The following is an 18,776-nucleotide window of genomic DNA, read 5'->3' on the forward strand; positions in this document are numbered from 1 at the left end:
TACTTGCCGGCATGCACGACACCTCGGACATGCACGCACTGGCGCGGGCCATCAAGGCCTGGGGCGCCGAACTGGGCTTCCAGCAGGTAGGCATCGCCGGCATCACCCTCGATGCCGATGCAGCGCACCTGCGCGACTGGCTGGCGCAGGGCCTGCACGGGCGCATGGACTACATGGCGCGGCACGGCGACAAGCGCGGCCGCCCGGATGAACTGGTGCCGGGCACCATCCGGGTGGTTTCGGTGCGGCTGGACTACGGCACCGACGAGGATGCCGAGGCCTGGGCCACGCTGGCCGACGGCCGGCGCGCCTACGTCGCCCGTTATGCCCTGGGCCGCGACTACCACAAGCTGATGCGCAACCGCCTGCAGAAGCTGGCCGACCGCATCGCGGGGGAAACCGGGCCGTTCGGCTACCGCGCCTTCGTCGATTCGGCGCCGGTGCTCGAGCGCGCCCTCGCCCGCGACGCCGGCCTGGGCTGGATCGGAAAACACAGCTGCCTGATCAACCGCGGTGCCGGCAGCTGGTTTTTCCTGGGCGAGATCTACACCGACCTGCCGCTGCCGGTGGACGCGCCGGCGACCGCCCACTGCGGCACCTGCACGCGCTGCATCGAGGTCTGCCCGACCGGCGCCATCGTCGCGCCCTACCGGGTGGATGCACGGCGCTGCATCAGCTACCTGACGATCGAACTGCGCGAGGCGATTCCCGAGGAACTGCGCCCGCTGATCGGCAACCGCATCTTCGGCTGCGACGACTGCCAGCTGGCCTGCCCCTGGAACAAGTTCGCGGTGCGCCACGACGAGCCGGACTTCCGCGCCCGCAATGGCCTGGACCAGGCCAGCCTGGCCGAACTGTTCGCCTGGGAAGAGGACGAATTCCTGCGCCGCACCGAAGGCTCCGCGATCCGCCGCACCGGCCACGAAGGCTGGCTTCGCAACATCGCCGTGGCCCTGGGCAATGCGCCGACGACGCCCGAGGTGCTGTCGGCCCTGGCCTCGCGCCGCGACCACCCCAGCGACCTCGTGCGCGAACACGTCGCCTGGGCCCTGGCCCGCCACGCGAAGGGGTCCGCGAAGGGGTCAGAGTCGAATTTTGAAAACCCGGGTCAGAGTCGGGTTTCTTAAACGTGACTCTGACCCGGGTTTTCAAAATTGGACTCTGACCCCGGTTTTCACCGCCGTGAGCGAATTTCGTGGATGAGAGCGCGGGTGACCGGGTCGGAAGGCTCCACATCCCCCGCCACCGCCGGCAGCAGTTCGCCGGCGATTTTCTTGCCAAGCTCGACGCCCCACTGGTCGAAGGCGTTGATGCCCCAGAGCACCGACTGCACGTACACGCTGTGTTCGTACATCGCCAGAAGCGCGCCGAGCGAATACGGCGTCAGCTCGTCGAGCAGGAACATCGTATTGGGCCGGCCGCCGGGGTAACGCCTGTGCGGATCCTCCGAAGCCGCCCCGTTGGCGAGCGCTTCGGACTGCGCCAGCAGGTTGGCGAGCAAGGCGTGGTGGCTCTGGTCGAAACCATGGGCAGGCCGCACGACGCCGATGAAATCGGCCGGCAGGATGTCGGTGCCCTGGTGCAGGGCCTGGAAGAAGCTGTGCTGGACATTGGTGCCCGCCCCACCCCACAGCACCGGTACGGTAGGCCCCAGTACCGGACTCCCGTCCAGGCGCACCGACTTGCCCAGGCTCTCCATCACCAGCTGCTGCAGGAAACCCGGCAGCAAGGCCAGCCGCTGGTCGTAAGGCATCACCGCATGGCTGGCGGCACCCAGCGCGTTCCGGTTCCAGACCGCGAACAGGCCGTGCCAGGCCGCCAGGTTGCGCGCCGGCGGTGCGTCGCGCACGTGCTGGTCCATCATCGCCGCGCCTTCGAGCAGGCGCGCAAAGCCGTCGTGGCCAATCGCCAGCTGCAGCGCGAAACCCACCGCCGACCACAGCGAATACCGCCCGCCGACCCAATCCCACATCGGCAGCACGCGCTCGCGCGGGATGCCGAAATCCTCGGCGCGAGCAATGTTCGCGCTGACCGCGTACAGACGCTCGGCGCCACCCAGCCAGTCGCGAAGGATCGCACCGTTGAGCAGGGTCTCCTGGGTGCCGAAGCTCTTGGACACCAGGATGCCGGCGGTGCGCGCCGGGTCCAGGTCGGCCAGCAGGTGGCGCGCGGCGCTGCCGTCGACGTTGGTCAGGAAGTGCACGCGGAAGCGGCCGTCGTGGAAGTCGCGCAGCGCGTCGACCGCCAGCCGGGGCCCCAGGTCGCTGCCGCCGATGCCGACGCTGACGATGTCGGTCACCGGCCCGGCCGCCAGCTGCGCATGCAGCTGGTCGATGCGTCCGCGGGCCTCGCGGGCCTGCGCCGCCGCGGCCCGGGCGGTGGCGCCCTGCCCCACGTCGCCGCGCAGCGCGCTGTGCAGGGCCGGACGTCCCTCGGTCGGATTGACCACCTCGCCGTCGAACAGCGCCGCAAGCGCTGGACCCAGGCCAGCCTGGCCGGCCAGCGACTGCAGCTGCGCCCAGGCGGTGTCGTCGATGCGCTGCCGGGCGAAGCTGGCGTGGATCGGCCCGACCCGCAGCGACCAGGTGCCGGCGCGCGCCGGTTCGGCGGCCATCAGTTCGGCCAGCGGCTTCGCCGCCAGGCGTTTGCCGTGCTGGCGCAGGGCCTGCCAGTGCACCGCGGTCAGCATGCGTGTTCCCGAAGGCTGGCCGGTCGGTTCATGCGTCGTCGAACGCCAGGTTGTCGATCAGCCGCGTTCGGCCCAGTCGCGCGGCGATCAGGGCCAGCAGGCCCGGCTCGTCCGGCGAACGCGGCCGCGACAGGTCGGCGCGCCGCACTTCCGCGTAGTCCACCGAGAACCCCGCGGCCTCCAGGCGCGACACCGCTTCGTCTTCGATGCCGCGCACCGGCAGGCCCTGGCGCGCGGCATCGCGCATGAACAGCAGGGTCTGGTGGATATGCGTGGCGGTCTGGCGCTGGTCGCCCTGCAGGTACTGGTTGCGCGAACTCATGGCCAGGCCATCGGCCTCGCGAAGGGTCGGCGCCGGGATGATCTCGACCGGGAAGCTCATCTCCCTGGCCATGTAACGGATCACCTGCAGCTGCTGGTAATCCTTGCGGCCGAACACCGCGAGGTCGGGCTGGACCATGTTGAACAGCCGCGCGACCACCTGCGCGACGCCGTTGAAATGCCCGGGCCGGTGCGCCCCGCAAAGGATGTCGGTGATGCCCGGCACGTGCATCTGCACGCAGCCCATCGTGCCGAAGGGATACATCTGTTCGACGTCCGGCAGGTACAGCGCGTCGCACTTGTGCGCGGCCAGCGCGTCGATGTCGCGCTGCGGCGTGCGCGGATACAGCGCGTAGTCCTCGTTGGGCCCGAACTGGGTGGGGTTGACGAAGATACTGGCCACCACCTTGTCGGCGTGTTTGCGCGCGAGTTCCACCAGCGCGAAATGCCCCGCGTGCAGGTTGCCCATCGTCGGCACGAAGCCGACGCTCGCCCCCTCCCGGCGCCAGTGGCGGAGCTGGGCGCGCAGCGACGCCAGGGTTTCATGGGTCTGCATCAGGCGTATCCGTGTTCGGGGCCGGGGAAGCTGCCGTCGCGCACCGCGTCGGCATAGGCGCGCAGGGCGCCTTCGACGGAGCCACCTTCGGCCAGGAAATCCTTGACGAAGCGCGGGCGCCGATGGCCGCTGTTGAGGCCAAGCAGGTCGTGCAGCACCAGGATCTGGCCGTCGCAGTCGGGGCCGGCGCCGATGCCGATGGTGGGAATGGCGATGTCGTCGGTGATGCGCTTGGCCAGGGCCGAAGGCACGCACTCGAGCACCAGCATGTCGGCGCCGGCATCGGCGACCGCGCGGGCGTCGGCGGCGAGGCGGTCGGCGGCGGCCTGCTCGCGACCCTGCACCTTGTAACCACCCAGGCGCAGCACCGACTGCGGCGTGAGCCCCAGGTGCGCGCAGACCGGTATCTCTCGCTCCGACAGGAAGCGGATCACCTCGAGCTTGGGACCGGCGCCTTCGAGTTTCACCATGGCCGCGCCCACCTGCAGGAAGCGGGTCGACGCGGCCAGCGCGCGCTCCGGCGTGGCATCGGCCTGGAACGGCAGGTCGGCGACCAGCAGAGCCGACGACAGCCCGCGCGCCACGCAGGCGACGTGGTAGGCGATGTCGTCGACCGTGACCGGCAGCGTGCTGTCGTGGCCCTGGCAGACCATGCCCAGCGAATCGCCGACCAGCACGAAGTCCAGGCCGGCGCTGTCCACGCAGCGCGCGAAGCCGGCGTCGTAGGCGGTGACCGACACGATGCGCTTTCCCTGGGCCTTCATGCCGCGAAGCGCGGGGACCGTCAGGCGCGGTCGCGGCGCGGCCTTTTGTTCGTTGGCGTACATGGCGGCGTCCAGGAAGGGGAAAGCCTAAGGTATCGCCTCAATGCCCGACGCATCCACCTTCGCGAGCAGTTGCCCGACCGGGCCGCGACCCGGCACGACCAGCTCCGGCGAAATCTCCGCCAGCGGCACCAGCACGAAGGCGCGTTCATGCAGGCGCGGGTGCGGCAGGCTCAGGCCGGGCAGCTCCAGCACCTGGTCGCCGTAGAGCAGCAGGTCCAGGTCGAGCGTGCGCGGGCCCCAGCGGACGTCGTCGGCTGCGCGGGTGCGGCCGAAGCGGCGCTCGATCGCCAGCAGTCCTTCCAGCAGCACCGGCGCCGGCAGCGTGGTTTCGATCGCCAGCACGCCGTTGAGGAAATCGGGCTGGTCGGTCCGGCCCCAGGCCGGCGTGCGGTAGATCGCCGATGCCGCCAGGACGCGCGTGCCGGCCAGGGCGCCGATGTCCCCGGTCGCCGCTTCCAGCGTGGCCCGGACCTCGCCCTGGTTGCCGCCGATCGCGACCCAGGCCGGCACCGGGACGGTCGGAGTCACTCGGAGCCGCCGCCGGCGGGTTTGCGCCGGCGACGGCGCGGACGCCGGCGCGGGCCACGGTCCTCGTCGGCGTCGCCGTCGGAAGGCTCGCCGCCGGCTTCGTCGTGGGCGCCGCGGGGCAACGTCTTGGGCGACAGCCGGCTGGCCAGCTGCTCGGGCGCCTGCGCCTGGGCCTCGCGCCAGAAGGCCAGGTCCGCGGCGACATCCGGCGCGGCGCTGGCGCGCAGCTCGAGGAAATCAAAGGCGGCGCGGAAACGCGGGTGCGCCAGCAGCCGGAACACGCGCTTGCGCACGCGCTGGGAGAAGCGCGCCTGCAGCAGCCAGATTTCCTGCATCGGCAGCGAAAAACGCCGCGGCAGCGCGATGCGCTGGGCCTGGTGCAGGGTCACGCGGTCGGCGGCGCGCTGCTGGGCGACGCCGGCGTCCACGCCCTGGTTCTGCAGCAGGGCCAGTTCCCGGCAATACGCCGGCCACAGCAGCGCGGCGAACAGGAAGGCCGGCGTCACCGGCTTGTCCTGGGCGATGCGCTCGTCGGTGCTGCGAAGGGCCTGCAGCACCATCGCGCGCAGCGCGCCGCTGCGGTTGGTGGCCAGCGCCTTGGCGGTCTCGGGGAACAGGGCCGGCAGCAGGCCGAGTTCCTCGAGCGTGAGGAAACTCTTCTCGGCGTGCCCGGCCAGGAACATCTTCAGGCATTCATCGAACAGCCGCGCCGGCGGCGCCGAGGACAGCAGGTCGGCCAGGCCGGGGATCGGTTCGGCGGCCTCGGGTGCGATGGAGAAACCCAGCTTCGCCGACAGCCGGGCGGCGCGCAGCATGCGCACCGGGTCTTCGCGGTAGCGTTCGACCGGGTCGCCGATCAGGCGCAGCACCCGGTCGCGCACGTCGGCATAGCCGCCGACGTAATCGCGCACTGAAAAATCCTCGACCGTGTAGTACAGCGCGTTCGCGGTGAAATCGCGGCGCACCGCGTCGTCCTCGATCGTGCCGTAGACGTTGTCGCGCAGCAGGCGGCCGCCGTCGTCGGTTTCGCGGTCGTCGGTGTCGTTGGAGCTGTTGGCCCGGAAGGTCGCGACCTCGATGATCTCGCGGCCGAACACCACGTGCGCCAGGCGGAACCGGCGGCCGATCAGCCGGCAATTGCGGAACAGCTGCTTGACCTGTTCCGGCGTGGCGTCGGTGGCGACGTCGAAATCCTTGGGATGGCCGCCGGCGAGCAGGTCGCGCACGGCGCCACCGACCAGGTAACCCTGGAAGCCGCCGTCGCGGAGCCGGTACAGCACGCGCAGCGCGTTCGGACTGATGTCCTTGCGGGAAATGCCGTGTTCGGCGCGCGGCACGACCTCGGGCGGGTTCAGGCTGGGAATGGCGGTGTCCGTCATGGGCTGGAGGCGGCGCGGGATCCTTGCGCGGCGGGCGGGCGCCGGCGGGCCGTGTGGCTTCCCGCAGACGATCAAGCCCGCTATACTAACCGCCGCTTCATCGCTTCGCCATCCGCGCTCCCTTCGTCTAGTGGCCTAGGACACGGCCCTCTCAAGGCTGGAACAGGGGTTCGAGTCCCCTAGGGAGCGCCACCCATTCCGAAGGCCCGGCCATGCCGGGCCTTCTTCGTTCCGGGCCCCGGCCGGTACAATGTCGGGCCAGAGTCGCCAGAACCGGGAATCCCCATGCCCTTCGTCGTCACCGAGAACTGCATCCGCTGCAAATACACCGACTGCGTCGAGGTATGCCCGGTGGATTGTTTCCACGAAGGCCCGAATTTCCTGGTGATCGACCCGGAGGAGTGCATCGACTGCACCCTGTGCGAGCCCGAGTGCCCGGCCAAGGCGATCTACCCGGAAGACGACGTGCCGGCGGGCCAGGAAGGCTATATCGCGCTCAATGCCGAACTCTCGAAGGACTGGCCCGTGATCACCACGCGCAAGGACCCGCTGCCCGACGCCGCCGACTGGGACGGCAAGACCGGCAAGCTTGGCGAGCTCAAGCGCTGAGCCGGGCTTCCCCCTGACGTCAAAAGGGCGCCCACCGGGCGCCCTTTTTGCTTGCCGCCGGGACGGGACCTCAGCCCAGGCGGGCCTTGAGCAGGGCCAGCAGCTCGGTGGCCACGCCGCTGCGCACCGGCTGGCCATCCGGACCCAGCGCCACGACGCGGGTCTGGCCGTCGGCGGCTTCCGCGCGCACCAGCACCGTCACGCCCTTGTAGCTGACCTCGTAGCTGTTGAGCAGCTGCGCGCGCTCGCCGATGCTGGCGCCTTCGATCTTGCCCAGCGCGATGCCGATGCGGCGCCAGCTGCTGGCCACCGAGTCGGCCAGGGTGAAGGCGTCGATGCCGGCGACGGTCTGCGCTTCGGTGGCCGAGGGCACGCCCGTGGCGACCGCGGCGCGGGGCGCCGACGGACTGGCGGCGGGGATGGTGATGGCGCCGGCGGTCGACGGCACGTCCAGGCCCGGCGGCACTTCCAGCGGCTGGTTCTGGCGGCTGGCCTGGTATTCGGCCTCGTTGCCCCACTTGCTGCGGACCCAGCTGCAGCCGCTGGAGGCAAGCACCGCCACGGCCAGGGTGGCGACCATCAGCGGGCGGAAGGAAAGGGTGGCGGTCATGGGGTTCTCCTGGGGAGCGGCGCGCCGGGGGCGCACGCGCGGGATTTGAAGTCGGCTAGGTTACTTCAGTTCGGATTCGATCTGCTCGCACAGCGCCGTCATGGCGTCGGCTGCCGCAGCGTGGCCCTGCGAGAGCGGCAGCAGCGGCAGCCGGAGGCCGGCGCCGATGCCCTGGCGGGCAAGGATGGCCTTGACCGGGATCGGGTTGGGCTCGACGCCGAGGAAGTGATTGAGGTCGGCCAGCCGGGCGTCGAGTGCCCTCGCCTGCCCCGCATCCCCTTCCCGCGCCAGCCGGCAAAGCCGGGCGAACGCCCGGGGCACCACGTTCGAGGCCACCGAGATGACGCCGGCGGCACCTCCCAGCATGGCGCGCACGAAAGTGGGGTCGTCGCCGCTAAGCAGCGCGAAACCCTCGCCGCCCAGCGGATACAGCGCCTGCCAGCGGGCTTCGTCGCCACGCGCTTCCTTCAGGCCGATGATGTTCGGGTGCCCACGCAGCTGCGCCACCACGTCCGGCGACATGTCGCAGCCGGTACGACCCGGCACGTTGTACAGCACCACCGGCAGCCCGCCTTGATCGGCGACCGCGCGGTAATGCGCCACCAGGCCCTCGGGCGTGGGCCGCACGTAGGGCGGCGTGACCACCAGCGCGATGTCGGCGCCGCCGTCGCGGGCCAGGCGCGTCTGGCTGATGGTTTTCGCCGTGTTCGACAGGCCGGTGCCAGCCAGCACCGGGATGCGCCCGTCGACCTGCTGCACGGCGGCCCTGAGCAGCGCCATGTATTCGGCGTCGGTGAGGGCGGCGGCCTCGCCGGTGGAGCCGGCGACGACGATGCCGGCGGTGCCGGCTTCAAGCTGGCGGTCGATCAGTCGCGACCAGGCGTCGAAATCGGGTTCGCCGGCGGCCGTGAACGGCGTCGCCAGCGCGGTGATGCTGCCGGAAAGTTGCAAAATGAATGCCTTGCAGGGACTGCCTGCGATCTTACTTGCGGCCTCAAAGCGGCGGCAAGTATGCTGGCCGGGACCGCCAGGCGCGCCCCCTGCCGCGCCCCCTTGGACCTTCGCTTTGACCGACCCTGCCGCACGCCCGACCGCCAACGAGAACCACCTGCTGATCAGCGCGTACACCACGCATCCGCAGTCGCCGCTGCTGTCGGTCAGCCGCCGCATCTCGGACAGCGGCTGCAACCTGGTCGATGCCCGCCTCACCACCGTCGGCCGCGATGTTTCGGTCACCGCGCTGGCCGTCGGCTCCTGGGACGCGGTGGCCAAGCTCGAGGCCATGCTTGGCCGGCTCGAACGCGAGGACGGCTACAAGCTCGTCTGGTACCGCACCGGCCCCAAGGCCCCGCAGTCGAACCTGCTGCCCTACATCGTCGAGGTGGTGGCGGCCGACAAGCCCGGCATCCTGTTCCAGCTGGCCGATTTCTTCGACCGCCAGGGCATCACCGTCGAGAACCTGCACAGCTCGCGCTACCGCGCGATGCAGACGGGCGCCGACATGTTCTCGGCCCAGGTAACCATCGGCATCCCGGCGAACATGCACATCGCCGCGCTGCGCGACGACTTCCTCGAGTTCTGCGACCACCTCAACCTCGACGCCATCATGGACCCGATGAAATTCTGAGGACGCGATGACCGGAAACGGCGACAAGATCCCCGACCTCCCGCTCACCCTGGGCAGCGGCACCACCGCGAAGCTTTCCGACTACCGCGGCAAATGGCTGGCGCTGTACTTCTACCCCAAGGACTCCACGCCCGGCTGCACCACCGAGGGCAACGACTTCAACGCCCTGCTGACGAAATTCCGCCGCGCCGGCGCCGAAGTGCTGGGCGTGTCGCGTGATTCGGTGAAGTCGCACGCCAACTTCTGCGAGAAGCAGGGTTTCCGCTTCGACCTGGTCTCCGACGCCGACGAAGCCCTGTGCCAGGCCTTCGACGTAATCAAAGAGAAGAACATGTACGGCCGCAAGGTGCTGGGCATCGAGCGCAGCACCTTCCTGCTCGACCCGCAGGGCCGCATCGCGCAAGAGTGGCGCAAGGTGAAGGTGGCCGGCCACGCCGACGCCGTTTACGAAGCACTCAAGCAGCACCAGCAGGCCGCCAGGGCAAAGTGACCCTCCCTCCGAACATCCCCGCCGCCGACTCGCCCCGCGAGCATCGGCGGCGCTGTCCTTTCCGGGGCCCACGCCCCTAGCCCGAGAAGCCCATGACCCGATCGAAGCGCATCTACGTCCTGGACACCAACGTGCTGATGCACGACCCCACCGCCCTGTTCAAGTTCGAGGAACACGACGTCTTCATCCCGATGATGGTCCTGGAGGAGCTGGACAACGGCAAGAAGGGCCACTCGGAAGCCAGCCGCAACGCCCGCCAGGTCAGCCGCTTCCTCAACGAGATCATCGTCGCCCACGGCAGCGACAGCATCGAGGACGGCGTGAAACTCGTGCGGCCGCAGGGCCTGCAGCTACGTTCGGCGGAAGCGATCGGTTGCCTGCGCTTCCAGCTCAAGCAGGTCGAGGTCGGCAAGCGTTTCGGCACCGTGCTGCCGGACAACCAGATCCTCGGTTCGATCCTGCAGCTGATCGAGGACAATCCCGGCGTGCCGGTGGTGCTGGTGTCCAAGGACATCAACCTGCGCATCAAGGCATCGATCTGCGGCGTCAAGGCCGAGGACTACGAAAACGACCGCGCGATCGACGACTTCAACCTGCTCTTCACCGGCGCCACCGAGCTGCCGGCCGATTTCTGGGAGCTGCACGAAGGCAGCCTGCGCAGCTGGACCGACCGCGGCCGCACCTTCTACGAAGTCGCGCGAAGGGACGACGACGGCTGGTACCCGAACCAGTTCCTGTACATGCCCGGCGACGACGAAGTGGAAATGAAGGTCGCGCGCCTGGACGACCAGAAGGCGGTACTGCAGATCGTCGACGACTTCCGCAACCCGCAGCACCAGGTCTGGGGCATCAACGCGCGCAACCGCGAGCAGAACTTCGCCTTCAACGCGCTGATGGACCCGGAGATCGACTTCGTCACCCTGCTCGGCACCGCCGGCACCGGCAAGACCCTGTTGGCGCTCGCCGCGGGCCTGACCCAGACCATGGACGTGCAGCGCTACCGCGAGATCATCATGACCCGCGCCACGGTCAGCGTCGGCGAGGACATCGGCTTCCTGCCCGGCACCGAAGAGGAAAAGATGACGCCGTGGATGGGCGCGCTGACCGACAACCTCGAAGTGCTCACGCACACCGAGGACCACGGCAGCTGGGGCCGCGGCGCCACCAACGAACTGCTGGCCAGCCGCATCAAGATCCGTTCGATGAACTTCATGCGCGGCCGCACCTTCCTCAACCGCTGGGTCATCGTCGACGAGGCGCAGAACCTCACGCCCAAGCAGATGAAGACGCTGATCACCCGCGCCGGCCCGGGCACCAAGATCATCTGCATGGGCAACGTCGAGCAGATCGACACGCCCTACCTCACCGAGACCACCTCGGGCCTGACCTACGCCGTGGACCGGTTCAAGAACTGGAACCACAGCGCGCACATCACCCTGCGCCGCGGCGAACGTTCGCGCCTGGCCGACTACGCCTCGGAAGTGCTGTAGCGCCATGGCCGAACGGCTGGCGACCTGGGTCTGGGTGGGTGCGGCCGCCCTGGCCTTCGTCGCCGGCATGGTGAACGTCGTCGGTTACCTGGGCTTCGAGCACCAGGCGATCACCCACCTGACCGGCACCACCACCCTGCTCGGCGCCGCGCTGGCCGGCGGCGAAACTGGCGCCGCGATGCAGCTGGCGGGCATGGTGCTGGCCTTCGTCGCCGGCGCCGCCTTCAGCGGATTGCTCATCCAGGACAGCGTGCTGCGCCTGGGACGCCGTTACGGCGTGGCGCTGACGCTGGAGGCGCTGCTGCTGGTGGCGGCGGTGCCGCTGTTCCAGCGCGGCCTGTTCGCCGGGCCGCTGCTGGCCGCCGGCGCCATCGGCCTGCAGAACGCCATGGCCACGACCTACAGCGGCGCGGTGGTGCGCACCTCGCACGTCAGCGGCATGTTCACCGACCTGGGCATCATGCTGGGCCATGCGCTGCGCGGGCTGCCGCTGGCGCGACGACGACTCTGGCTGTGCCTGGTGATCATCAGCGCCTTCCTGGCCGGCGGCGTAGTCGGCGCCCTGGCCTTCGAGCGCGTGGACTATTCGGCGCTTTACCTGCCCGCCGCGCTCACTGGCGGCACCGGCCTCGCCTACGCCCTTTGGCGGCGGCGCGGCGCCTGAGCCGGGACTGGACTAAGCCCGATCCAGCCGCGACCATGCCGCCATGACCGACACCCGACCCGTCTGCGCGCTGACCATCGCCGGCTCCGATTCCGGCGGTGGCGCCGGCATCCAGGCCGACCTCAAGACCTTCGCCGCCCACGGCGTGCATGGCCTGAGCGCGCTGGCGGCGCTCACCGCCCAGCACACCCGCGGCGTCACCGCGGTGCACGTGCCGCCGGCCAGCTTCCTGCGCGAACAGATCGATGCTTGTTTTGCCGACTTCGAGATCGGCGCGGTGAAGCTGGGCATGCTGGCCAACGCGCGGATCATCAACGCGGTGGCGGACGCCCTCGAAGCGCACCGTCCCCGGGCCGTGGTGCTTGACCCGGTGATGGTCGCCACCTCGGGGGCCAAGCTGCTCGAGGACGCCGCACTCGACGCCCTGCGCCGGCGCCTGCTGCCGCTGGCCACGGTCGTCACGCCCAACATCCCGGAAGCCGAACTGCTGCTCGGCCATCCGGTCGCCGACGACGAGGCGGCCGAGGCCGCGCTCGTTGAACTGCTGGCCCTGGGGGCCGGCGCCGTGCTGCTCAAGGGCGGCCACCTGCCGGGCACCGGCGCGATGGTGGACCGGTTCGACGACGGCGAGGCGCTGCTGGAGTTCGAACACCCGCGGCTGGACCTCGAAGGCCACGGCACCGGCTGCACCCTGGCCTCGGCCATCGCCGCCAACCTCTGCCGCGGCCTGTCGCTGCGCGAAGCCTGCGCCAGCGCCACCGACTACGTGCATTGCGCCCTGCAGTCCGCCTACCGCCCGGGCAAGGGATCGGCCGCGGTCCTCGACCATTTCTGGCGGCGCCGCGGCGAGGTGCCGGGCCCCTGAACTGGCGGTTCCGGCCCGCCCTCCGGTAGCATCGGGCGCAGTCCCCGCCCCTTTCCGGAGCCCTCCATGCGCAGCGGCAATCCCGCCCTGAACCAGAACACCTTCCTCGACGTCGGCAGCGGCCAGGTCGTTTCCCGCGACGCCAGCCAGGTGATGACGCTCAACGGCACGGTCAACAAGACCGGCATGCTGCTGTTGATGTGCGTCGCCACCGCTGCCTACACCTGGAACCTGTTCGACCCGGCCAACCCCGGCGCGATGATGCCGTGGATGCTGGTCGGCGGCATCGGCGGCTTCATCGTCGCCCTGGTCACGGTGTTCAAGAAGACCTGGTCGCCGGTGACGGCGCCCATCTACGCGCTGCTCGAAGGCCTGTTCCTGGGCGGCATCTCGGCCTTCTTCGAGGCGCAGTTCCCGGGCATCGTGATGCAGGCGGTGATGCTGACCCTGGGCGTGCTGGCGGCCCTTCTGATGGCCTACAAGTCCGGCCTTATCAAGGCCACCGAGAACTTCAAGCTGGGCGTCGTCGCGGCCACCGGCGGCATCGCGCTGCTCTACCTGGTCAACATCGGCATGCGCCTGTTCGGCTTCGAGGGCATGGGCTTCATCCACGAGTCGAGCGCCATGGGCATCGCCTTCAGCGTGTTCGTGGTGATCATCGCCGCGCTGAACCTGGTGCTGGACTTCGACTTCATCGAGTCCGGCGCCGAGGCCGGTGCGCCCAAGTACATGGAGTGGTACGGCGCGTTCGGCCTCGTTGTCACGCTGATCTGGCTGTACCTGGAAATCCTGCGCCTGCTCGCCAAGCTGCAGTCGCGCGACTGATCGCCGCGATGCGCCACCCGGAGGCGAACTGATGCCGGACGCGTTGGCCTCCTGGCTGCGCCGGCGCCTGCTCGACCTGCGCCAGCGGCTGTGGGCCAAGCCGCTTGCGGCCTGCGTGCTGTCCGTGATGGGCGTCGGGCTGGCCTGGATGCTCGACGCCGAGTGGCTGATGAAGGATCCGCCGGAGGTCTCGGCGGACTCGATCGAGTCGCTGCTGTCGATCATGGCCTCGAGCATGCTGGTGATCGCCATTTTCGCCGCCGGCGCGATGGTCTCGGCCTATGCCTCGGCCAGCAACAATTCCTCGCCGCGCTCCTTCCCGCTGGTGCTGGCCGACGACAGTTCCCAGAACGCCTATTCGATCTTCGTCGGTGCCTTCATCTTCGGCGTGGTCGGGCTGGTGGCGGTGGAGAACAGCAGCTTCGACACCGTCGGGCGCTTCGTGCTGTTCATCGAAACGGCGCTGGTGTTCGCGCTCGTCATCCTGACCTTCGTACGCTGGGTCGACCGCATCGCCCGGCTCGGGCGCCAGGGCAATACCAACCAGCGCGCCGAGGAAGCCGTCACGGCGGCGATCCGCCGCTATCGCCGGGCCCCGCTTCGCGGCGGCGTTCCAGCGACCGGGCTGCCGCCGGATGCCCTGGCGGTCGAGGCCGACGAGGTGGGTTTCGTCTGTGCGATCGACATGCAGGCGCTGCAACAGTGCGCCGCGGATCACCATCTCCAGCTTGAAGTCGCCGCCCTGCCCGGCGCCTTCATGGTCCCGGGCCGCCCCCTGCTGCGGGTGGCCGGCGCCGGCCAGGGCCTGCCGGGAAACGTGGCCGCGTCGCTGCGCGGTGCTTTTCGCATCGCGCAGAGCCGTGAATTCGACGGTGATCCGCGCTTCGGGCTGGTGGTGCTGTCCGAGATCGCAGGTCGCGCGCTGTCGCCGGCGGTGAACGACCCCGGCACCGCGATCGACGTGACCGGGCGCCTGGTCCGGATCTTCGTGCGCTGGCTGCAGACGGCTCCGGAGGTCGACGCTCCTGATTTTCCGCTGGTGCAGGTGCCCGAACTCGCCCTTTCCGATCTGGTCGAAGACGCCTTCACCGCCATCGTCCGCGACGGCGCCGGATCGCTCGAGGTCAGCTGCCGACTGATGAAGGCCCTGCAGACGCTGGCCTCACTGGGCAACGAGGAACTCGCCGCGGCCGCCCGCGCCAAGGCCCGCGAGGCGCTGGCCCTGGCGGAGCTGCGCATGGAGCTGCCGGCGCACCTGGAGCGGCTGCGCAGCTTGGCAAGCTTCGCCGACTGACATAGGGTATCGCCCGCGGCGGGGACCGCCCTGCAGGGACGACGATGCGAAGGAACTTCATTTCAAGTGCGGCAATCGGGCTGGTGCTGCTGATCGCCGGCATCTGGTTCGTGGTGGTCTGGCGCGGTGCCGACCCCGGCGCTCCGCGTTCCGCGGCCGTCGCCCTGCCGCTGGCATCCACGCAGGAACCGAAGGCCTTCCAATGCGACGGCCGCATACACTGTGCCCAGATGAAATCCTGCGCCGAAGCCACCTACTTCATCCGCAATTGCCCGGACACGAAGATGGACGGCGACGGCGACGGCATCCCCTGCGAATCGCAGCACTGCAAGCCATGAAAAAGGGCGCCTTCCGGCGCCCTTCCCATTCCGGCAACCCGATGACCCGGGCTCAGGCCCGGGCGCGGTTCGCGATCGCCTCGGCGAAGCTCATCGTGGTGCCGTTGCCGCCCAGGTCGGGCGTCAGGTTGTCCTTCGCCGTCATGGTGTCGACGATGGCCTGGCGCAGGCGGCGCGCAGCGTCGTTGTGGCCCAGGTGGTCGAGCATCTGGGCCGCGCCCAGCAGCAGCGCGACCGGGTTGGCGATGCCTTTGCCGGCGATGTCGGGCGCCGAACCGTGCACGGCCTCGAAGATCGCCGCCTCGGTGCCGATGTTCGCGCCCGGGGCCAGGCCCAGGCCGCCGACCAGGCCGGCGCACAGGTCGGAAATGATGTCGCCGAACAGGTTGGTGGTGACGATCACGTCGAACTGCTCGGGACGCATCACCAGCTGCATGCAGGTGTTGTCCACGATCATGTCGTTGCACTGGATGTCCGGGTACTCGGTGGCCACCTGGCGCGCGACCTTCAGGAACAGGCCGGACGTCGACTTCAGGATGTTGGCCTTGTGCACCACGGTGACCTTCTTGCGGCCGATGCGGCGCGCCAGGTCGAAGGCGTAGCGCACGATGCGCTCGGAGCCGCGGCGGGTGATCTTCTGGGTCAGCGTGGCGGTTTCACCGTCGGCGGTGAGGTTCTGGCCCTCGCCGATGTAGGCGCCTTCGGTGTTCTCGCGCACCGTGATCAGGTCGATGTTCTCGTAGCGCGACTTGGTGTTCGGGAAGCTGATCGCCGGGCGCACGTTCGCGTACAGGTCGAAACGCTTGCGCAGCTCGACGTTGATCGAGGAAAAGCCCTCGCCGACCGGCGTGGTCAGCGGGCTCTTGAGCGCCACGCGATGCTTGCGGATGGCGTCCATGGTGGCGGCGGGCAGCAGTTCGCCCTGCTTCTCGTAGGCGACCAGGCCGGCCTCGACGAAGTCGTAGGACAGGCCCAGGTCCAGGGCGTCGAGCACCTTGAGGGTGGCATCCATGATCTCCGGGCCAATGCCGTCGCCACGGATCACCGCAATCGTCTGGGTCATAAATTTCTTCTTGGGCAATGAGTTAGGGCAACCGAGCGGCTGCCGAAGGCGCGATATTATGCCCCAAACGGGCGGTCGCCGTTCGATTGGACCTTGGTAGCAGGCGCCTCAGTGACCGTGCCCGGGGGGGTCCGCCGCACCCGAAGCCTCTCCATTCTCGAGCTGGTCCAGGAAATCCACCGCCCGCCGCAGGTGCGGGATGACGATGGAACCACCCACCACCAGGGCCACGCTGAACGCCTCGAAAAGCTCGTCCCGGCTGACCCCGGCCTGCTTGCACTGGGCCACGTGGTAGGCGATGCAGTCGTCGCAGCGCAGCACCATCGAGGCCGCCAGGCCCATCAGCTCCTTGGTCTTCACGTCCAGGGCGCCGGCGCGGTAGGTCTGGGTGTCGAGCGCGAAGAAGCGGCGCACGACCTGGTTGTCCTCGGCCAGGATGCGTTCGTTCATGCGCTTGCGGAAGGCGCTGAACGCGGCGACGCGGTCGCCGGCGGCGTCGTCCCTGCCGGCGCTCATGCCTGCTGCTCCAGGAGGGGCTTGAGCCCGCCGGCCCGGTCCAGGGCCACCATTTCGTCGTAGCCGCCGACGTGCGTCTCGCCGATGAAGATCTGCGGCACCGAGGTGCGCTGGGTACGCGCCATCATTTCCCGGCGGCGCTCGAGGTCCAGGTCCACGCGGACCTCCTCCCACTGCGCGCCGCGGGACTTGAGGAAATTCTTGGCCGCCACGCAGTAGGGGCAGACGGCGGTGGTGTACATCAGGACCTTGGACACGGGGCTCTCCGGTTGTTCGAAGCGCAGTGTGCGGCCGGGCGGCGGCCTTTTCCAGCCATCGCCTGCAACGCAGCGACGCGGTGCCGGCGGGTTAACCGCGGATTCACCCGCGCCCCGTTCCCCAGCCGCTATGCTCTGGCCACCCCCGACCGGAGCCCGCCTTGCGCATCCTCGCCACCGCCGCCCTCAGCCTGGCCATAACCCTGGCCTGTGGCGCCCGTGCCCAGGACGGCTCCCTGCCCGACATCGGCTCTTCGGCCGCCGAGATGATCGACCCGGGCACCGAGGCCGAATACGGCGCCTACCTGCGCTACGAACTGCGCCGGCTGAACATGCTGGTCGAGGACCCGCTGGTCGACGACTGGCTGCAGTCCATGGGCTTCCGCCTGGCCGCCGCCAGCGACGTGCCCGGGAACGAATACACGTTCTTCATGATGCGCGACCGGCAGATCAACGCCTTCGCCACGCTCGGCGGCTACATCGGCATGAACGCCGGCCTCGTGCTCACCGCGGAAACCGAGGACGAGGTCGCCGGCGTGATGGCCCACGAGATCGCCCACGTCACCCAGCGGCACGTCCTGCGCGCCTACGAGCGCGCCAGCAAGGACCAGGTGCCGATCATGCTGGCGATGCTGGGCGCCATCGCCGCCGCCCAGGCCGTTGGCGACAGCGGTGGCCGCGACAGCTCGAGCAGCAATGCCTCGATGGCCGCCGTGGCCGGCGCGATGGCCCTGATCCAGCAGCGCCAGATCGACTACACCCGTTCCAACGAGTCCGAAGCCGACCGCATCGGCATCCAGACCCTGGCCCGCGCCGGCTACGACCCCGACGGCATGGCCAACTTCTTCGAGCGCATGCAGCGCGCCACCCGCGGCAATTCGGGCGGCTACCAGGTCCCCGAGTACCTGCGCACTCACCCGGTCACCACCACCCGCATCAGCGAAACCCGGCAATTGGCCAGCCGCCTCGCCGCCGCGCCGACCCCGGGGCCGGTCGCGGCGCCCGTACGCACCTCGCTGCTGCTGCCCGGCGAACTGAGCCTGGTGACCGGCGGGGCCGCTGACCTCGGCCGTGACGCCGTCTTCCCCTGGGCGCGCGAGCGGCTGCGCGTATTCAGCGCCGGCAGTGCGCGCCAGGCGCTGCTCGAGTACGAGGCCATGGCCAAGGCGCCCGGCACGAAGGACGACGACGCGATCCGCTATGGCCTGGCCCTCGCCCAGGAACGGGCCGGCCGCCCGCGCGAGGCCGCGGCCACGCTCGACGCGCTGCTTGCCCGCCACCCCGGCGACCTGTGGCTCGAGCTGGCCCGCGCAGAAGCGGCCGCCGCGTACCGCCAGCCGGAGGAGGCCAGCGAACGCTTCGAGGCCCTGCTCAAGCGCCACCCGGAAAGCCGGGCCGTGCGCCTGGCCTACGCCGAAGTCCTCGGCGAACGGGCCACGGCCGAAGCCGGCCGCCGGGCCCAGGACGTGCTGCGTCCGCTGCTGGCGACGGCCGGCGACGACCCCCTGTTCCAGCGCAACTTCGCCCGCGCCAGCGAACTGGCCGGGGACGAGATCCGGGCCAGCGAGGCCTACGCCGAGGCCGCCTTCCTCAACGGCCGGGCGGTCGACGCCCTGAACCAGCTCGAGCGCCTCAAGCAGCGCGAGGACCTGAGCTATTACCAGCGCGCCCGCATCGAGGCGCGCATGGCCGCGATCACCCCGGTGGTGCTGGAAATGCGCCGCCAGGGCATCCGCGCCGAGGAGCAGCGTCCGGACCGGCGCTAGGCCCGCCGGCCGGGGGTGTCACGGGGAGGTCACAAAAGTTTTATCTACTTGCACCCGACCCC

21 protein-coding genes and 1 tRNA gene are annotated in these 18,776 nt (G+C 69.7%); 12 read left to right on the forward strand and 10 right to left on the reverse strand.

Translation table 11 applies throughout. The features are described from left to right. The first annotated feature begins 11 nt into the window (after positions 1 to 11). The gene (gene queG / locus ACE3TE_RS01385; protein ID WP_374601516.1) at positions 12 to 1,127 is read left to right on the forward strand and encodes a tRNA epoxyqueuosine(34) reductase QueG; all 1,116 of its coding nucleotides are present in this window, start codon (positions 12 to 14) and stop codon (positions 1,125 to 1,127) included. 47 nt (positions 1,128 to 1,174) lie between these two features. Here the strand turns inward: queG and pgi are convergent, their stop codons facing one another. From pgi to pcnB, 5 genes are read right to left on the reverse strand one after another with little or no spacing between them, the layout of a single operon-like run. Then, positions 1,175 to 2,689 (reverse strand): glucose-6-phosphate isomerase, encoded by a 1,515-nt coding sequence (gene pgi, locus ACE3TE_RS01390; RefSeq protein ID WP_374601517.1) that lies wholly within the window; start codon positions 2,687 to 2,689, stop codon positions 1,175 to 1,177. Between the two features lie 28 nt (positions 2,690 to 2,717). Beyond that, on the reverse strand, positions 2,718 to 3,569 hold the full coding sequence (gene panC / locus ACE3TE_RS01395; protein WP_374601914.1) for a pantoate--beta-alanine ligase: 852 nt from the start codon (positions 3,567 to 3,569) through the stop codon (positions 2,718 to 2,720). Next, on the reverse strand, positions 3,566 to 4,393 hold the full coding sequence (gene panB, locus ACE3TE_RS01400; protein ID WP_374601519.1) for a 3-methyl-2-oxobutanoate hydroxymethyltransferase: 828 nt from the start codon (positions 4,391 to 4,393) through the stop codon (positions 3,566 to 3,568). The genes panC and panB overlap by 4 nt, the downstream gene beginning before the upstream one ends. A gap of 24 nt (positions 4,394 to 4,417) precedes the next feature. Further along, complete coding sequence (folK, locus tag ACE3TE_RS01405) at positions 4,418 to 4,921, reverse strand: 2-amino-4-hydroxy-6-hydroxymethyldihydropteridine diphosphokinase (RefSeq protein WP_374601521.1); 504 nt, start codon at positions 4,919 to 4,921, stop codon at positions 4,418 to 4,420. Continuing rightward, positions 4,918 to 6,300, reverse strand: a complete 1,383-nt coding sequence (gene pcnB, locus ACE3TE_RS01410) for a polynucleotide adenylyltransferase PcnB (protein WP_374601523.1) — start codon at positions 6,298 to 6,300, stop codon at positions 4,918 to 4,920. The genes folK and pcnB overlap by 4 nt, the downstream gene beginning before the upstream one ends. 116 nt (positions 6,301 to 6,416) lie before the next feature. On the opposite strand from pcnB, the gene ACE3TE_RS01415 reads away from it, so the two are divergent. Continuing rightward, positions 6,417 to 6,492: transfer RNA gene (locus ACE3TE_RS01415), tRNA-Glu, on the forward strand. Between the two features lie 93 nt (positions 6,493 to 6,585). After that, positions 6,586 to 6,909, forward strand: coding sequence for a ferredoxin FdxA (fdxA, locus tag ACE3TE_RS01420; RefSeq protein WP_374601525.1), 324 nt, complete (start codon positions 6,586 to 6,588; stop codon positions 6,907 to 6,909). A gap of 70 nt (positions 6,910 to 6,979) precedes the next feature. Here the strand turns inward: fdxA and ACE3TE_RS01425 are convergent, their stop codons facing one another. Further along, the gene (locus ACE3TE_RS01425) at positions 6,980 to 7,519 is read right to left on the reverse strand and encodes a hypothetical protein (RefSeq protein ID WP_374601527.1); all 540 of its coding nucleotides are present in this window, start codon (positions 7,517 to 7,519) and stop codon (positions 6,980 to 6,982) included. A gap of 60 nt (positions 7,520 to 7,579) precedes the next feature. Continuing rightward, entirely contained in the window at positions 7,580 to 8,470 is an 891-nt protein-coding gene (gene dapA / locus ACE3TE_RS01430) for a 4-hydroxy-tetrahydrodipicolinate synthase (protein WP_374601528.1), read from the reverse strand. A gap of 115 nt (positions 8,471 to 8,585) precedes the next feature. On the opposite strand from dapA, the gene ACE3TE_RS01435 reads away from it, so the two are divergent. The 8 genes from ACE3TE_RS01435 to ACE3TE_RS01470 all read left to right on the forward strand — a co-directional run bounded on the left by ACE3TE_RS01435 (position 8,586) and on the right by ACE3TE_RS01470 (position 15,112). Further along, the gene (locus tag ACE3TE_RS01435; RefSeq protein WP_229668443.1) at positions 8,586 to 9,146 is read left to right on the forward strand and encodes a glycine cleavage system protein R; all 561 of its coding nucleotides are present in this window, start codon (positions 8,586 to 8,588) and stop codon (positions 9,144 to 9,146) included. Between the two features lie 7 nt (positions 9,147 to 9,153). Next, entirely contained in the window at positions 9,154 to 9,636 is a 483-nt protein-coding gene (locus ACE3TE_RS01440; RefSeq protein ID WP_374601530.1) for a peroxiredoxin, read from the forward strand. Between the two features lie 92 nt (positions 9,637 to 9,728). Continuing rightward, a complete protein-coding gene (locus ACE3TE_RS01445; protein ID WP_374601532.1) occupies positions 9,729 to 11,126 on the forward strand; it encodes a PhoH family protein in 1,398 nt (465 codons plus the stop codon). 4 nt (positions 11,127 to 11,130) lie between these two features. After that, complete coding sequence (locus ACE3TE_RS01450) at positions 11,131 to 11,790, forward strand: YoaK family protein (protein ID WP_374601533.1); 660 nt, start codon at positions 11,131 to 11,133, stop codon at positions 11,788 to 11,790. A gap of 43 nt (positions 11,791 to 11,833) precedes the next feature. After that, the gene (gene thiD, locus ACE3TE_RS01455; RefSeq protein WP_374601535.1) at positions 11,834 to 12,655 is read left to right on the forward strand and encodes a bifunctional hydroxymethylpyrimidine kinase/phosphomethylpyrimidine kinase; all 822 of its coding nucleotides are present in this window, start codon (positions 11,834 to 11,836) and stop codon (positions 12,653 to 12,655) included. Between the two features lie 66 nt (positions 12,656 to 12,721). Beyond that, positions 12,722 to 13,480 carry a Bax inhibitor-1/YccA family protein gene (locus ACE3TE_RS01460; RefSeq protein WP_374601536.1) on the forward strand — a complete coding sequence of 253 codons (759 nt, stop codon included), beginning with the start codon at positions 12,722 to 12,724 and terminating at the stop codon, positions 13,478 to 13,480. Between the two features lie 31 nt (positions 13,481 to 13,511). Then, on the forward strand, positions 13,512 to 14,774 hold the full coding sequence (locus ACE3TE_RS01465) for a DUF2254 domain-containing protein (protein ID WP_374601537.1): 1,263 nt from the start codon (positions 13,512 to 13,514) through the stop codon (positions 14,772 to 14,774). 83 nt (positions 14,775 to 14,857) lie between these two features. Beyond that, a complete protein-coding gene (locus ACE3TE_RS01470; RefSeq protein WP_374601539.1) occupies positions 14,858 to 15,112 on the forward strand; it encodes an excalibur calcium-binding domain-containing protein in 255 nt (84 codons plus the stop codon). Positions 15,113 to 15,164: 52 nt separating this feature from the next. On the opposite strand, the gene ACE3TE_RS01475 is transcribed toward ACE3TE_RS01470, so the two are convergent. From ACE3TE_RS01475 to grxC, 3 genes are all read right to left on the reverse strand, one after another. Beyond that, complete coding sequence (locus ACE3TE_RS01475; protein ID WP_374601541.1) at positions 15,165 to 16,175, reverse strand: isocitrate dehydrogenase; 1,011 nt, start codon at positions 16,173 to 16,175, stop codon at positions 15,165 to 15,167. A 108-nt stretch (positions 16,176 to 16,283) separates the two neighbouring features. Beyond that, positions 16,284 to 16,691 carry a carboxymuconolactone decarboxylase family protein gene (locus tag ACE3TE_RS01480; RefSeq protein WP_374601543.1) on the reverse strand — a complete coding sequence of 136 codons (408 nt, stop codon included), beginning with the start codon at positions 16,689 to 16,691 and terminating at the stop codon, positions 16,284 to 16,286. Next, positions 16,688 to 16,933 (reverse strand): glutaredoxin 3, encoded by a 246-nt coding sequence (gene grxC / locus ACE3TE_RS01485; protein WP_374601916.1) that lies wholly within the window; start codon positions 16,931 to 16,933, stop codon positions 16,688 to 16,690. The genes ACE3TE_RS01480 and grxC overlap by 4 nt, the downstream gene beginning before the upstream one ends. Positions 16,934 to 17,109: 176 nt before the next feature. Between grxC and ACE3TE_RS01490 the strand changes: the two genes are divergently transcribed. Next, positions 17,110 to 18,714, forward strand: coding sequence for a M48 family metalloprotease (locus ACE3TE_RS01490; RefSeq protein WP_374601544.1), 1,605 nt, complete (start codon positions 17,110 to 17,112; stop codon positions 18,712 to 18,714). The last annotated feature ends 62 nt before the right edge of the window (positions 18,715 to 18,776 follow it).

The sequence above is a fragment of the Arenimonas sp. genome, assembly GCF_041919775.1.
In the GTDB taxonomy this organism is placed as follows: Bacteria; Pseudomonadota; Gammaproteobacteria; order Xanthomonadales; family Xanthomonadaceae; genus Arenimonas.

Coding starts and splice junctions, on each gene's coding strand:
- ACE3TE_RS01445 (WP_374601532.1), top strand. CDS start 9,729: ATGACCCGATCGAAGCGCATCTACGTCCTGGACACCAACGTGCTGATG.
- ACE3TE_RS01475 (WP_374601541.1), bottom strand. CDS start 16,175: ATGACCCAGACGATTGCGGTGATCCGTGGCGACGGCATTGGCCCGGAG.
- ACE3TE_RS01460 (WP_374601536.1), top strand. CDS start 12,722: ATGCGCAGCGGCAATCCCGCCCTGAACCAGAACACCTTCCTCGACGTC.
- fdxA (WP_374601525.1), top strand. CDS start 6,586: ATGCCCTTCGTCGTCACCGAGAACTGCATCCGCTGCAAATACACCGAC.
- grxC (WP_374601916.1), bottom strand. CDS start 16,933: ATGTACACCACCGCCGTCTGCCCCTACTGCGTGGCGGCCAAGAATTTC.
- panB (WP_374601519.1), bottom strand. CDS start 4,393: ATGTACGCCAACGAACAAAAGGCCGCGCCGCGACCGCGCCTGACGGTC.
- pgi (WP_374601517.1), bottom strand. CDS start 2,689: ATGCTGACCGCGGTGCACTGGCAGGCCCTGCGCCAGCACGGCAAACGC.
- ACE3TE_RS01440 (WP_374601530.1), top strand. CDS start 9,154: ATGACCGGAAACGGCGACAAGATCCCCGACCTCCCGCTCACCCTGGGC.
- ACE3TE_RS01480 (WP_374601543.1), bottom strand. CDS start 16,691: ATGAGCGCCGGCAGGGACGACGCCGCCGGCGACCGCGTCGCCGCGTTC.
- pcnB (WP_374601523.1), bottom strand. CDS start 6,300: ATGACGGACACCGCCATTCCCAGCCTGAACCCGCCCGAGGTCGTGCCG.
- thiD (WP_374601535.1), top strand. CDS start 11,834: ATGACCGACACCCGACCCGTCTGCGCGCTGACCATCGCCGGCTCCGAT.
- ACE3TE_RS01425 (WP_374601527.1), bottom strand. CDS start 7,519: ATGACCGCCACCCTTTCCTTCCGCCCGCTGATGGTCGCCACCCTGGCC.
- ACE3TE_RS01450 (WP_374601533.1), top strand. CDS start 11,131: ATGGCCGAACGGCTGGCGACCTGGGTCTGGGTGGGTGCGGCCGCCCTG.
- ACE3TE_RS01465 (WP_374601537.1), top strand. CDS start 13,512: ATGCCGGACGCGTTGGCCTCCTGGCTGCGCCGGCGCCTGCTCGACCTG.
- queG (WP_374601516.1), top strand. CDS start 12: ATGCACGACACCTCGGACATGCACGCACTGGCGCGGGCCATCAAGGCC.